Genomic DNA, 14,148 nt, shown 5'->3' on the forward strand with positions numbered 1-14,148 from the left:
AACCCCTACCACCACCCCGAACGATTCCTCCGCAACACCGACGACGACGAACCCGTTTGACGGGAGGCAGTTTTCGATCAGGCGTCGCCCGCCAGGCAGATCAGGGTTTGGGTGCTGGGGCCGGATTTCCGTACAGGCAATCATGGAGCTCCTGACTGCCCGGGGCGAAGTCGAACCCGCAGTTGCACTCACGAGCGTCCCTGGGGGGAAGCGAGTTGCAATAGGGGGTATCAGCGGAGGCCGATGGTGCGGTCCACATGACACCGGCCGCCAAGGCCGCGGCAGCACCGAACGTGGCCATCAATACTCTCGTCTTCATGTCGCTACCCTTGCACACACGGGCGAAATCCGCAGGTCGGCCAGCGGCCGTCACACACCCCACGACGGGCTGCCGGTCAGCACCTCTGGCGCGGCGTCGGTGATGTGGACGGTGTCGCGGCGTAGAACCGCGCCGACACCCTCCTGCCACACATAGCCGGTGATCGCCAGCACCATCCCGGCATCGAGGCGGTCGTCTTCGCCTGCCGCCGCGAGGGTTTCGGAGACGACGGGCGGATCGAAACCCAATCCCAAGCCGTGCGCGACGGGCATCGGCGGTATCGGCTCGCCGGCCACCCGATAGGCGGTTAGCAGCCCGGTCGCGGATGCACCGGGTCGACAGGCCGCGATCATCTTGTCGAACAACGCATCCGAGCGTCCGAACAGCTTCCTGGCCGAGGCGTCGGCCGCGTCACCCGCCGGCCACGTCCGGCCCACCTCACCGACGTAGCCGTCCGCCAGCGCACCAGCGGCGAAGGCGACCAGGTCACCGGACCGTACCTCGCGATCGCCGCGTCGCCAGGGGTGCTCGCGCGAGGTCACCCATGCGACGTCCTGGGTGGCGGGCGTGCTGACGCCGCCCGCGGCCATGGCCTCCAGCGCGGCCCCGGCGAGCGCCTGCTCGGACACCCCGGGCCGCAATTCCTTGACGGCGGCGGCGAGTCCATGTTCCGCCACCCGAAGCGCCGGGCCCATCGCCGCTACCTCGTCGGGCGTCTTGACGCGGCGCGCCGACCGCATCGCCGGCTCGGCGTCGACCAGCTCGGCGTTCGGGAAGGCCTCCGGCAGCAAGGCCGCGAAAGTCGGTGTGATGGCGTCCGTTCCGACCCGGCGCGCCGCTTCGGCGCCGTCGATCTTCTTCAGTACGTCGATCAGGGTCATCGGGTTCCAGGCCAACCCGTAGAGGTGATCGTGACCAATCTCCTCGGGGACGCCCTCGTCATCGGTGCTGTTGAGGTAGATGTCACCGGTGGCGCGCACCACGACGCACATCGGACCGAACGGCCGCGTCCCGGCAATCCACAGCTGCGGCGCGCCGGTCACGTAGCGAATGTTGGATTGCCGCCCCAACACCAGGATGTCGAGGTCGTGTGCGTCCATCTGGGCCAGCGCCCGTTCCCGACGCCCCGTCCGCAATCGCAGCGGGTCGGGCGAAATCTCAGTCGCCATAAGGGGAGTAGGGGTAGTCGGTGATCGGCGTGTAGCCGTCTTCGGTGATCACCACGATCTCCTCACTGCGGTAGCCGCCCGTGCCGTCCTCCCACACCACCGGCTCGAGGACCAGCGCCATGCCGGGCGGAAAGACGAAGTTGTCGTCGAACTCCTCGCCGAGGTCCGTTCCGATCATGGGTGCCTCGGCGGGGTAGGTGCCGATGCCGTGGCCCAGGTAGAAGTGCGGTAGCCAGGGCTTGCGGCCGCCGTTGGCGGCGATCGCCGCACGCGCCAGGTCGCCCGACGTGACGCCTGCCTTGGTCACCTGCAGCACCGCGTCCAGGATCGTCCACCATTGCCGAAATTGATCCTGCTGCCGTGGCGAGGGCTGTTGGCCGACCACCCAGGTGCGCCCGAAGTCCGAGCAGTATCCGGCGTAGCTGATGCTGATGTCGGTCCACAGCACGTCACCGACGGCCAGCTCGCGGGCCGAGGGGAGCAGCGGCAACGCCAGGTCGCCGTGGGTCGTCCACACCCCGGCTTCCCGCGAGCTGGGCATCACCTGCCAGATGGCCTCGAGCATGTTGGTGGTGGCGCCAAGCTCAAATGCGCGCCGAACCAGCTTGGCCGACAGATCGATCTGCCGTACGCCCGGCGCCAACGCCGCTTGCACGTCGACCACCGCCTGTTCGGTGATCCGGCAGGCCCGGCGAAGGCAAGACAACTCGTCCCGTGTCTTGACCAATTGCGCGGCGCCGAGCACGATCGCCGCGTCCGACGGCGGGCCGCCGGGAAACAGAGTGGCCGCCGACCGTCGCATCGCGCCGGTGAGCTCGTCGACGGCCACCGTCGCGCCCCGCGGGATCAGCCCCGCCAGTGTCCGAGCGAAATCCTTTACGCCCCGGTCGGATTCGAGATAGACCGGACCGTGCAGGTGGTCGTCGGGCACCGGCGGATCGCGAGGCTCCAGGGACGCCCCGGCGCGAAACGGCATGAACAGATGCGGGTGCTCGTCGTCGGCCAGCACGACGGCGACCGGCCGCTCGACGTGCGAGAGGCCCGCGTCGATCAACGCCCAGCTGGCGCCCGTCGCGTACCCGACATAGCCGTTCATCAGCAGGACGAGCGCGTCGACGCCGTGGTCGGCCATCGCGGCGCGCAGCCGCGCGCCGGTCTCGGCACGCATTCGGATGAAGTCCGGCTCGTCCGGAATGTCGATGACCGAGCCGCGGGCGCTGAGTGCGTTGGTCATCTAGATGCCTAAGAAGTTCCGGATGTTGCCCCCGACCACCCGCATGGCGTCGTCGGGGCCCACCGCGTCGACAACCGCGGCCAGCGACCGCTCCGAGTAGCCGAAAGTGCTTTCGTTGTGCGGGTAGTCGGAAGACCACATCACCTTATCGATGCCGATCTCCCCGATCTGGTCGAGCCCCAGGCCGTCGACCATGAACGAGGCGCACATGTGGTTGTCCCAGTAGTAGCGGATGTCGCGCCGCGGGTGGTCCTTGAGCATGTGCCGATACGAGGCCAGCACGTGCTCGGCGTCCTGCAGCGCCGGCGGCACCCAGGCGATGCCACCCTCGAACCAGCCGACGCGCAACCGCGGATGGCGGTCGAGGATGCCGCCGAAGATGTACTTGGAGAACATCTCCCGGAACGAGTCGATGTTGACCATCATCGCGACGGCGACGCTGTTGACCTCGCTGGGAACCTTGGGCTGGCTTTCGCCGATGTGGTGGGCGACCGGCAGCCCGGCATCCTCGATCTCGTCCCACACGGCGTCCATCGCGGTGCCGGAGAAGTCGATGGCGCGGCCGTTGTCGTCGTTGCCGGGGCTGATCGGCATCAGAAATGTCTTGAGCCCGAGCGCTTTCAGCTCGGTCAGCGTGCGCCGGGTGCCGCGTGGATCCCACCAGTTGATCAGGCCGACGCCGTAGCAATGGCCGCCAGAGCGGTCCTGCACGGCCGCGATGTGTTCGTTGTAGATGCGAAAGATGCGCTCCCGCAGGTCCTTGTCGGGATAGTGGAACAACGCCAGCACCGCGTTGGGGAACACCAATTCCTTGTCCACCCCGTCGTCGGCGAGTTCGCGGACCCGGGCGTCGATGTTGCGGCTGACCGCGCCGGCCAGGTCGTCGTACTGCATGAGCACCGCGCTGAAATCGCCGACCACCATGGATTGGCCCGGGCGCCCGAGCAGGTAAGCCCCGTCCTCGTACCAGATCCGGGGGGCGTGATCCTTCAGGTCGTCCGGGAATTGTTCGTAGAAGATGTCGTCGGCGACGGAAATGTGGTTGTCGGCCGAGAACACTTCCGTGCCGGCGGGCAGGCCGGTGACGGATCCCGCGGCGCGGCCGTGTCGGTGTTTGGGTGCGCCGATCACGCCCTCGGGGTACACGGTCTGGCTCGACATCATCGTCCCTTCACTCCGCATACGATCCCGGGTACGTGACACCGGTGAGTTGTTCGGACATCCGCCACAGCCGCGCCATGTCGGCCTCGCTGCGCGCCGAACCGGGGACTCCGGCCAGGGCGACTCCGCCCCCGGCGGTTTCGTACAGGCCGCGCGGCCCGTAATAGGTGCCGCCGCGCGCGTCCGGTGACACCGCCGCGTAGAGCGTGGGCTTGATGCCCTCGTCGACGTCGAGCCACATGAACGGCAGCAGCCGCCAGGTCAGCCGGGTGAGCCGGGCCTGCAGCGTCGGCCTGTCGCGCCCGTAGGAGGCGCCGCTGAGCAGGTTGGTCTTGCTCAGCCCGGGATGCGCCGCGTTGGACATCAGGCGCCAACCGCCGAGGCGGCTGCGCCGATCCAGTTCCATCGCGAACATCAGTTGCGCCAGCTTGGCCATTCCGTAGGAGCGCATGGGTCGGTAACCATGTTGGGCGTTGGGATCGCTGAAGTCGAGGTTTCGCTGGGTTGCGGCGATGCTGCTGACGGTCACCACCCGCGCGGATTTTGCCGCGCGCAGCACCGGCAGCAGGTGTCCGGTCAGCGCGAAGTGACCCAGATGGTTTGTGCCAAACTGCAATTCGAAGCCGTCGCGCGTCTCCTGGCGCTGGGGCGGCGTCATGACGCCGGCGTTGTTGATCAGGATGTCGATCGGCCGGCCCTCCGCGACGAGCTCCTCACCCAGCGCCGCCACGCTGCGCAGCGATGACAGGTCCAGATGCCTGATGGTCAGCTTGGCCCGCGGCGCCTCCCTACGGATTTCGGCGATTGCGGCCTCGCCCTTGGTCCGGCAGCGAACCGCCATGACGACGTCGGCACCCGCGACCGCGAGCCTCTTCGCCAGGCCCAGCCCGAGCCCGCTGTTCGCTCCCGTGACGAGCGCGCAGCTGCCGGACAGATCGGGCACGTCAAGGGACAGGTCGGGTTTCACCATGTCACGGGGAGCTCGTACACGCCGTAGGCCAGGGTGTCGTGTTTGAAGGGAAGCTCCTCAAGGGGCACGGCCAACCGCAGCGTCGGGATCCTGCGCAGCAGGGTGGGCAAGACGATCTGGAGTTCCATCCGGGCCAGTTGCTGGCCCACGCACTGGTGGCGGCCGTAGCCGAACCCGACGTGGGCGCCGTCCTCGCGCAATAGGTCCAGCCGATCCGGGTTCGGGAATTGCCGGGGATCCCAGTTGGCCGGCGCGACATCGAGGATGATGCCCTCGCCGGCCCGGATGGTCTCGCCGCCGATCTCGATGTCCTCGACGGCGATTCGACGCTGACCCGTCTGGATGATGCTCAGGTACCGCATCAGTTCCTCGACCGCGTTGGCGATCACCTTCGGGTCGTCGGTGTCGCGCAGCAGCGCCCTCTGCTCGGGGTGCTCCAGCAACGCCGCGACGCTCAGGCTGATCATGTTCGCGGTGGTCTCATGACCGGCGATCAGCACGCCGAGCGCCAACTGCGTCGCCTCGCGCACGCTGAGCTCCTCGCCGTTGACCCGCTCGGCCAGGTCGGACACCAAATCCTCAGACGGGCTTTGCATTTTGGCGCGAATCAGGTTGGCGAGGTATTTCGCCAGCGAGGCGGCCCCTTTGGCCGTGTCCTCTTCGGTCGCGTATCGCCCCGTGCCCCGTTGGGCTTGCTCCTGGAAGAAGTCCGCGTCCTCGTAGGGGACGCCCAACAACTCGCTGATGACCAGCGACGGCACGGGCAGCGCCAGGGTGCTGACGATGTCACCGGGATTGGGACCGGCCAGCAGGGCGTGGATGCGCTCGTCGGCGATCTTCTGCACCGCCGGGCGCAGCGCTTCGACGCGTTTGAAGGTGAAGGGTTTCGACAGCATCCGGCGAAACCGGGTGTGTTCCTCGGCGTCGGAGGTGAAGACCGATCGGGGCCGGGTGTGGACCGTCGCCAACATGCCCTCGTTCCAGTGCGGGTAACCCGGCAGCCGGTCGTCGACGCTGGTGCGCGAGTCCGTGAACAACGCGCGGATCGCGTCATAGCCGTGGATCAACCAGGGGGTGCTGCCGTCCCAGATCCGGACCCTGCTCAACTGCTTGGTGTCGTTGAGCGCCAAGGCTTCCGGCGGCGGCGCGAAGGGACAACCCGGCGCCCGCGTCATCGGAAACTGCGGAACGTCGGGTGCGGTCGTGGTATCGGTCATCCTGCTCCTCGGTTGTCGTCCGCGGCGTTCACGTGCACCGGCGCGCGCCACAGGCCGACGATCGCGTCGATCAGCCCCTCGCCGGCGACCGGCCAGCTCGAACGCGACCGTGGCCCGTGCTCGGCCAGCGCGCCCTCGTGTTCCGCGCAGGTGTGCATCAGCATGTTGCGGACCATCGAGATTCGCTCGAAGCGCACCCGCTTGGGCAGCTCGGGCAGGCAGCGGTTGATGCCGTCGATCGTCCGCACCAGCAGCGGCGACGTCAGCGCATCCTTGGTGACAACGTGGCGATAGGTGGGGTCGGCCATCGCCTGGGCGGCGAACCGCGCATACCAGCTGGGGGTGCCCAGCGCGGCCAGGTGGTCGGTGAGCGGGCGCACCAGCGCGCCGACCCAATCCCGAAGCTCCGTCGATTCGCCGATCTCCGCCAGCATCTGCGCGCGCAGCTGCTCGATCGGTTCGCGGTGCTTGCTTTCGATCGCCCGGAGCAGGTCGGTCCTGGTTCCGAAGTGGTAGCACGCGGCGGCGTTGTTGCCCTGCCCGGCCGCCTCGCTGATCTGGCGGTTGGAGACGGCATACATGCCACGTTCGGCGAACAACACCTCTGCGGCCGACAAGATCGCCTCGCGAGTGCCCGTCGACCTGTCGGAGCGAGCCATCCTCTGGGCGGTCATCGCCCCAGTGAACACCGCGCCCCACGTTAAATCAAGCCATTTATTTAACGCCCGCGGGCCCGAGATCCGACAACGCGCCGAGCCTGTAGTTCTGCAGGCCTGCATCCGTACTTCCCCTGCGGATTTACCGGCTCGGCGATTGTCGGTCGCGGCGTAGGTTCCTGGGTCGGACTACAGTACGCGTGTGAATCCGCTGCAGCGGGTGGCGCGAAGCCCGACGGCATACCGGTGGTTGATCCTGAGGGGGCGACCCGTCGCCCAGGGGGCCGAAGCCTTCCTCCGGTTCGCAACCAACGGACGCGTCGGCGTCCTGGACCTCACCGGCGTGCCCAACATCCAGGTGACCACCTCCGGACGCAAGACGGGCCTGGCCCGCACGGCCACCGTGCAGTGCGTTCCCGACGGGGATTCGCTGATCGTGGTCGGGTCCAATTGGGGCCTCGCACGGCACCCGTCGTGGACGGCGAATCTCAAAGCGACGCAACGGGTTACCGTGCGCAGGCGCGGGCACCGTTTCGTCGCGAAGGTGAGGTTGCTCAGCGGCGAGGAGCGCGATGAGGCATGGGCCCGGGTGGTCGCGCACTGGCCGAATTATCAGATCGCCCAAGACCGCGCCGGCGGGCGCCAGTTCCGCCTGTTTCTGCTCACGCCGACCGGCTGACCGGCGTTCAGCCCGCCAGCCCGTTCTTGATCGCGGCGTCTTGCTTGAGACCCACGCCGGACACGAGGTCCGGGGGTACGAGTGCGAGCTCGGCGAACGCCTTGCCCGAGGTGAACATCAGCAACGTCCCCTCTGGAGCCGTCCGTCGTCGTCTTTGCCGAAGAATCGGAGTCCACTCACCGAATGACTTCAGTTCGACCAGGGGTACGCAAACAATGGCCCGGTGAGTGCGGACGCGAGGAGCGACGACACCGCGACGATGATCAGGAGCCAGATTGCGTGGGCGAGGAACCTAAACGCGGCCTTCAGATCATCATTCCGGCCACCTACTTCGCACCGGATGACGGTGCTCAGCCGATCCAGATCGCCGGGAGTCAGGAACACCCTCTCCTGACCGATTGCCATCAGATACCTGCGGGAGCCATTGGCCCGATCGAGGCGAACGAGGTGTAGCTGATCGCCGTCACTGTCGCGCAGGCCGATGAGGCTGGTTAGTTCTGGTTGTCTCACGGTGTACCCCCTCGTTGGAGTTCCGTGGTTGGGTTGGGACTGTCATGTGGTTGGAACTTCTTGACCATATCCGCCGCGGCAACCGTGCACAATCCCCTGCGCTGCAAGGGATCTGCATCGTTCAAATACGCTGATGTCATCACCTACCAGTCCGCAGACAGCCACCTGCCTGGGCGGCAGGATTATGTCACCGCTAAACCGGCCCTCGCCTGCTGTCGTAGGTGACGCGGGAGCGGTCTTGGTTGCCGAAGGTAGGCCCGTTGATGCCGGAGCCCCGGCGGGCCACCATCAGCCCGGCCCGAGCGCGTCGAAGATCAGCTTCCCGTACATCGCCATGCGGTCCGAACCGAGAACGCCCGGCCCCATCTTGTTCATGACGTAGGAGACGGTGGCCTTGCGGTCGGGCCACATCAGCACCATCGAGCCGCCCCACCCGCCCCAGAAGCAGATCTTCTCGTCGGGAACGTAGGGAAGCGCGTCCTTTTGGGGAAGCGCGTACCCGAGGCCCCACCGCAGCGGTGACGGCAGCACGAGATCGACACCGCTGGCGTGCTCTTCGAAGATCAGCTCGACGGTCTCGGGCTTGAGCAGCCGAACCCCACGAGCCTTGCCGCCCAACGAAATCACCGACAGGATCGCGGCCAGCGACCGCGCGTTCCCGTGCCCGTTCAGGGCACCCATGTCGGCGTCGCGCCAGGCCGGCGTGTTGGCGGCCTCGGCGTTGGGCGGCGGCCCGCTGAAGGTCTTGCGCATCGGGCTGTCCTCGGGGAGCGCCTCGAGTGGCAGCTCCAGGGGCGGCGGCGGGACGATCTCAGCGATCCGGTCGTAATCGGCACGCACCGCACCGATTTGGAAGTCGGCGCCTAGCGGGCCGGCGATTTCGTCGCGGACGAACGCCTTGAGCGACTGCCCCGTCACCCGGCGCATCAGCTCACCGATGAGATGGCCCTGATTGTGGGCGTGATATCCCGAGGCGGTTCCGGGCTCCCACCACGGCGCCTGCGCCGCCAGGGCCGCCGTGGCTTTGTCCCAGTCGTACATTTCCTCGGTGGTGAAAGGTAAGTCCCAGCCCGACACCGGATGTGTGCGACAGGATGTGGCGAATCTGGATGTCCCGCTTGCCGTTCGCCGCGAATTCCGGCCAGTACTCGGCCACCGGTGCGGTCGGTTCGATCAGGCCACGGTCGATGAGCATCAGGGCGGCCAGGCTGGTCACCGTCTTCGTGGAGCTCCACACGTTGACGATGGTGTCCTCGGCCCAGGCGGTGGTGCGCGCCGCGTCGGTGAAACCGCCCCAGATGTCGACGACGGTTTCGCCGTCGATGTCGATGGCGATGCACGCGCCGACCTCTTCGCCGGAGGCGATGTTGTCGGCCAGCGCGGCCCGGACCTTGTCGAAGCTGTCTTCGCAACGTCCGTGAACTACGCTCGTCACCACGAACGGAACATATGCGACGGTGCAGGCTGCGGCAAGGGTGCTAACCGGCGGCCCGGCTGGTGATGTGCGAGAGCAGGTCCCGCGCCACCCCGGCGGGTGGCGTGCGGCCGCCCACCCAGACGGCGCGCAGTTGGCGTCGCAGGTTCAACTCCGGGACTTCCACTGTGCGCAGCCGTCCGATCGCCAGGTCGTCGGCGACGGCCAACCGGCTCATCACGGCGGGTCCGGCGCCCGCCGCGACGGCGGCGCGCACCGCGGCGGCGGAGGACAGTTCGAGGACCGGGTCCGCCTGTCGTGTGGAGTCGCCCAGGGCGTGGCGGAGCGCCGCGGTCAACGAATCACGTGTCCCCGATCCCGGTTCGCGGGTCACCAGCGGTGTACTACTCAGTTCCGCCGCGCTGATCGGTCGCTGCCGTTGCGCCCACTTGTGATCGGCGGCAACGATCAGCACGAGGTCGTCGTGGCCGACCACCCGTGTGCGCAATCCCTTTGGCGCGTACGGGGTTTCGATGAATCCGAGATCGACCTTGCCGTCGCTCACGGCGGCGATCACCTGGTCGCTGTTGGTCGCGGTCATGATTACTTCGGGCGGCGTGGCGCCCAACCTGCCCAGCGCAACCTGCAGCGATACCAGCCAGCGCGGCATGAGCTGTTCGGCGATTGTCAGGCTGGCCGCCACTTTGACGCGCTTGCGCCTTTCCGATCGCAGTGATGCCAACCCCGCGTCGACGTATTGGGCGACGTCGAGCAGCCGATCCGCCCACTCGGCGACCACCACTCCGGCGGGCGTCAGCCGCGAACCGCGCGGGGTACGCACGACCAATGCGATGCCGGTTTGCGCCTCGATCGATGCCAGCCGCGCCGAAATGGCCTGCTGCGTCAGCCCGAATTCCCGGCCCGCGGCGGCCAGGCTGCCGGTCCGGGCGATCGCCGTAAAAATCTCGAATGCGGACAGGTCGGGCATGTGGGTGCTGAGCGGCATGACGATCCTCCGGCGGACACAAGGCGGCTTTGTGAGATCTGTGCCTGTCACAAGTAAAGCTTGTGACCCCACAAAATTCATCCCCCTGGCCGCGGCTGCTCGACTCGGGAAAGATTGCTTATATGACGACGAGCGCCATCGCCCCGGCCGCACCGTTGTGGGGCAAGCGGGACGACATGATCGTGCGCGGACGCCTGCCGTACAACGCCGAACCGCCGCCCGCGGTACTGGCCGCCGGCGACATCACGCCGATTGACGCGTTCTATGCCCGCAACCACGGTGAGTTTCCCGATATCGCGCCGCAGCAGTGGCGGCTGACGGTCAACGGCATGGTGGAAAGCCCCCTCGTGTTGACGTATGAGCAGCTCACGACCGAATTCGAGCAGCACGATGTGGTGGCCACCCTGGCATGCGCGGGCAATCGACGCGCCGAGATGCTGCAGGTGCGGCCCATACCGGGCAAGGATCCGTGGGCGCACGGGGCGATCTCGACGGCCGAATGGCGCGGTGTCCGGCTGGCGGACGTCCTCGCGGCCGCCGGCGCGCGCCAGGACGACGGGTTGCACGTGGCGTTCCAAGCCCCGGACGTCGCCCGGGAAGCACGCCCCGCCCAGCCCTACGGCGGCTCGATCCCCCTGGCTAAGGCCATGGCGCCGGAAGTTCTGCTGGCGTGGCAGATGAACTCCGAACCGCTACCACGCGCCCACGGCGGTCCGGTCCGGGTGGTGGTGCCCGGATACATCGGCGCGCGCAGCGTCAAATGGGTCACCGCCGTCACCGTGCAACACGGTCCGTCGGACAACTACTTCCAGGCGCACGACTACCGCATCCTGCCCCCGGACGCCGACCCCGACGCCGCCGCCGCGGGCGAGGGCATCGCGCTGTCGTCATTGGCGCTGAACTGCGACATTCTCGATCCCACCGACGGCGACCGCGTGTCTCGGGGCCCGTTGACCATCCGCGGCTACGGAATCGCCGGCGACGGCCGCAGCGTCGAACGCGTCGATGTGTCCCTCGACGACGGACTCACCTGGAGGCGGGCCGACCTGCATCGCGCGCGCAGCAAATGGTCGTGGCGGCTGTGGTCGCTGGTCATAGACGCCGCTCCGGGGCCGCTGCGCATCACCGCACGCGCTTGGGACGACACCGGCGCCGCGCAGCCCGAGTCGGCGGCGTCGCTGTGGAACCCGCGCGGATACGCCAACAACGCGTGGGCGCGCGTCGCGCTGAGCGTGGAGTGAGGGTGGCGGAGCCGGGCGAAGCGGGTCGCCGCCATGGGTGCCGCGGCTAAGTCCCGTTGGATTTCTTCAGCCGCGCGATCTCGCCGCCCCACACCGATTGGGCACCCGCGTCGCCCGTGCGGTAGACCTGAATCGTCGACGAGATACCCACGGCGAGAACGATTATCGCGGCGATGACATGGGCGACCACGCGGCGCTTGGCGGATCGGCGTTCGATCACGCGCAGCACCACGAGCCCGACCGCGACCACCAGCATGGCGGCGGCGAAATAAACCATGGTGCTGCCCCGCTCGGCATGTTCCTGCAGGATGGGGCTCGGCTTTTTCCTCAGGTCATAGAGCCACTCGCCGGCGTTGACGGTGATGGGCGTGACCACCATCGTCGCGGCGGCCAGCGCCAGCGTGAGCCACATCAGCTGGCCCCGCCGGGCCGCCGGCCACAGGCCGCACACGATTTCGAGGACGGCGGTCAGCGGCACCAGTACCACCACCACATGCAGCCATAGGGCATGCGCGGGCAGGCCGTTGACGACGTTCATGCGTCAGCCGCCAAGCCCCTTCTTCACGGCGTCGTCTTGCTTCTGGGCCACGTCGGTGACGAAGTCCTGCGGCGGGAGCGAGTCGACCGGGCCGTCGAATTCGAGCGTGACGAACGCCTTGCCCTCGGTGAACATCAGGACCAAGACGCCCTTGGAGTTGTCCGGCGAGTTCCCGGACACGGTCGTTCCGCCGGTTCCGACGTTGAACGGTTGCGTGCTCGGGTTCTTGATGTTGTTGCCCTGCGCGCCCTTGGCCGCGTTCAGCGCGTTCGTGGCGGCGCCGGGGTCCGCGAGCACCTGGATGGTGTCTTTGATGACGTGGCTGTTGTCGTCGGTGCTGAAGGTTATGGCGGCGCCGGGCTGGCCGTTCGGGTTGTTGGTCGGGGGGCCGGCGTTGAACTGGATCGGCGCGTTGATATCGGTCGCCTTGATCAGCAGCCCCGTGTAGTCGGTTGCCGGTGCTGCGGGCGCCGAGGTGGGCGCCGCGCTGCCGCTGCTCGACGCCGGGCCGGACGAGCCTGGCTTCGACGTCGAGGACGTGGCAGTTCCCGACTTGTTGCCGCAGCCGGCCACCGCCACGGTCAGCGCCGTGGCCAGCGCAACGCCGGCGACTACGGTCCGAGACGTCCGAGAAACCCTCATCGCATCGCGCTCCTTCCAGGCTCATTCTGGCGACACAGTCGACCCGTTCCCGAATCGCACAGTACATCGCCAGGTGTCACCGAAGGTCCCGCCGGGCCGCGCCGGTAGCCAGCGACCTACTCCAGTTGGTCGCGCAGGCAGCGCAGGGTGTGGGCCAGGATGCGAGAGACTTGCATCTGCGACACGCCGATCCGCTCGGCGATCTGGCTTTGGGTCATCGACTCGAAGAACCGCATGTGCAGCACCTGACGTTCCCGCTCGGGGAGCGCACCCACGATGGCACGCACGGCTTCGCGGTTCGTGATGTGCTCGATTTGCGGATCGACGTCGCCGACCGCATCGGCGACCAGGCGGGGCTTGCCGGAGCCGTCGGCGCCGAGGGGTGCGTCCAGTGAGTCGAGCCGGTAGGCATCGCCGGCGACCAGGCATTCAATGATTTCCTCGCGCGGGACCTCCAGCACGGCAGACAGCTCACCGGCGGTGGGTGCTCGACCCAGCTTCTGCGCCAAATCGCTGGTGGTGCGGCTGATTTGGACATGCAGTTCACGCAGGCGTCGTGGCACCCGCATGCCCCAGCTGTAGTCGCGGAAGTACCGCCGAACCTCACCCATCATGGTGGGAACCGCGAAACCGATGAAGCTGGGCCCCTTGTCCGGGTCGAACCGGTTGATGGCGTTCATCAGCCCGAGACGCGCGACCTGAGTCAAGTCGTCGAGACCTTCTCCGCGCCGGGCGAAGTGGCTGGCCACGTGGTCCGCCAGCGGTAGGCATCGAGCGACGATGCGTTCGCGCTGGCGGCCGTACTCGTGGGATTCCGCCGGCAGCCGGCGCAGCACCACGAACATCTCGACAACGTCGTCGTAGGAGTCGTCCGGTTGGGTTCTGGCTGGTCGAGTAGGTCGTGCGGGCGTCGCTACGCCGGTCATCGGCTAGAACGTGTCGCGAAAAGATTTGCGGGGGAAGGGATTTGCATTATTGGCCCACTTTCTGGGTCGTGTGCAGCGCGGCATCGCAGGATATGCGCACAGTCGCCTCCGCTACACCTGTATCCGCCCGGAGAAGTCGGTGATCAGCGCACGAAGCAACAACGAGGGGTGACCGGAGTGTTTTCGCCGGAGCCACGCCACGCTCAGCAGCAGTGCGGCTGACTAACCGCTTTTAGCTAAACGGCGACCTGTCCAGGAACGGACTTCACTAAGGACTATACGCCCCATCGGACGCACCCGCGATCGCTCAGCTGACCGGCGCCGCGAGACGCCTTGGCGCTGGTCGTCCGGGTGCGGGTAATGGTGGCGGATAGCCCGGAGGCGCCCCAGTCACGGGCTTCTCATTCCCCAAGTGCCTGGGTACTGTTCGGCACATGTTTGCGACCCCTGGGCACCGGCTTTTGAT

General features: G+C 67.5%; 13 protein-coding genes and 1 pseudogene. 2 read left to right on the top strand and 12 right to left on the bottom strand.

Annotation, left to right across the window (positions count from 1 at the left end; genetic code table 11):
* Positions 1-369 precede the first annotated feature (369 nt).
* Genes AC5Y4S_RS29325 through AC5Y4S_RS29350 form a run of 6 tightly spaced genes read right to left on the bottom strand, consistent with a single transcriptional unit; the run spans position 370 to position 6,759 of the window.
* Positions 370-1,488, bottom strand: a complete 1,119-nt coding sequence (locus AC5Y4S_RS29325; protein ID WP_500036030.1) for a M24 family metallopeptidase — start codon at positions 1,486-1,488, stop codon at positions 370-372.
* Entirely contained in the window at positions 1,478-2,722 is a 1,245-nt protein-coding gene (locus tag AC5Y4S_RS29330) for a M24 family metallopeptidase (RefSeq protein WP_500036031.1), read from the bottom strand. The genes AC5Y4S_RS29325 and AC5Y4S_RS29330 overlap by 11 nt, the downstream gene beginning before the upstream one ends.
* Entirely contained in the window at positions 2,723-3,886 is a 1,164-nt protein-coding gene (locus tag AC5Y4S_RS29335; protein ID WP_500036052.1) for an amidohydrolase family protein, read from the bottom strand.
* Positions 3,887-3,893: 7 nt separating this feature from the next.
* Positions 3,894-4,853: an SDR family oxidoreductase gene (locus AC5Y4S_RS29340; RefSeq protein WP_500036032.1), complete on the bottom strand. Its 960-nt coding sequence runs from the start codon at positions 4,851-4,853 to the stop codon at positions 3,894-3,896.
* Complete coding sequence (locus AC5Y4S_RS29345; RefSeq protein ID WP_500036033.1) at positions 4,847-6,070, bottom strand: cytochrome P450; 1,224 nt, start codon at positions 6,068-6,070, stop codon at positions 4,847-4,849. The genes AC5Y4S_RS29340 and AC5Y4S_RS29345 overlap by 7 nt, the downstream gene beginning before the upstream one ends.
* Positions 6,067-6,759, bottom strand: a complete 693-nt coding sequence (locus AC5Y4S_RS29350; RefSeq protein ID WP_500036034.1) for a TetR/AcrR family transcriptional regulator — start codon at positions 6,757-6,759, stop codon at positions 6,067-6,069. Before AC5Y4S_RS29350 ends, AC5Y4S_RS29345 begins: the two co-directional genes overlap by 4 nt.
* Before the next feature lie 169 nt (positions 6,760-6,928).
* On the opposite strand from AC5Y4S_RS29350, the gene AC5Y4S_RS29355 reads away from it, so the two are divergent.
* Entirely contained in the window at positions 6,929-7,405 is a 477-nt protein-coding gene (locus tag AC5Y4S_RS29355) for a nitroreductase family deazaflavin-dependent oxidoreductase (RefSeq protein WP_500036035.1), read from the top strand.
* 189 nt (positions 7,406-7,594) lie between these two features.
* Here AC5Y4S_RS29355 and AC5Y4S_RS29360 read toward each other — a convergent pair whose 3' ends face one another.
* From AC5Y4S_RS29360 to AC5Y4S_RS29370, 3 genes and pseudogenes are all read right to left on the bottom strand, one after another.
* Positions 7,595-7,915: a hypothetical protein gene (locus tag AC5Y4S_RS29360; protein WP_152531428.1), complete on the bottom strand. Its 321-nt coding sequence runs from the start codon at positions 7,913-7,915 to the stop codon at positions 7,595-7,597.
* 288 nt (positions 7,916-8,203) lie between these two features.
* Positions 8,204-9,350: pseudogene (locus tag AC5Y4S_RS29365) on the bottom strand (serine hydrolase domain-containing protein).
* Between the two features lie 43 nt (positions 9,351-9,393).
* Entirely contained in the window at positions 9,394-10,335 is a 942-nt protein-coding gene (locus tag AC5Y4S_RS29370) for a LysR family transcriptional regulator (RefSeq protein ID WP_500036036.1), read from the bottom strand.
* 122 nt (positions 10,336-10,457) lie between these two features.
* Between AC5Y4S_RS29370 and AC5Y4S_RS29375 the strand changes: the two genes are divergently transcribed.
* Positions 10,458-11,576 carry a sulfite oxidase gene (locus AC5Y4S_RS29375; protein WP_500036037.1) on the top strand — a complete coding sequence of 373 codons (1,119 nt, stop codon included), beginning with the start codon at positions 10,458-10,460 and terminating at the stop codon, positions 11,574-11,576.
* A 46-nt stretch (positions 11,577-11,622) separates the two neighbouring features.
* On the opposite strand, the gene AC5Y4S_RS29380 is transcribed toward AC5Y4S_RS29375, so the two are convergent.
* The 3 genes from AC5Y4S_RS29380 to AC5Y4S_RS29390 form a co-directional block, all read right to left on the bottom strand.
* Complete coding sequence (locus AC5Y4S_RS29380; RefSeq protein ID WP_500036038.1) at positions 11,623-12,114, bottom strand: hypothetical protein; 492 nt, start codon at positions 12,112-12,114, stop codon at positions 11,623-11,625.
* A 3-nt stretch (positions 12,115-12,117) separates the two neighbouring features.
* Positions 12,118-12,756 carry a hypothetical protein gene (locus AC5Y4S_RS29385; protein WP_500036039.1) on the bottom strand — a complete coding sequence of 213 codons (639 nt, stop codon included), beginning with the start codon at positions 12,754-12,756 and terminating at the stop codon, positions 12,118-12,120.
* Positions 12,757-12,872: 116 nt separating this feature from the next.
* Positions 12,873-13,682, bottom strand: coding sequence for a SigB/SigF/SigG family RNA polymerase sigma factor (locus AC5Y4S_RS29390; protein ID WP_500036040.1), 810 nt, complete (start codon positions 13,680-13,682; stop codon positions 12,873-12,875).
* Between the last annotated feature and the right edge of the window lie 466 nt (positions 13,683-14,148).

Source organism: Mycobacterium sp. NGS64 (genome assembly GCF_059812245.1).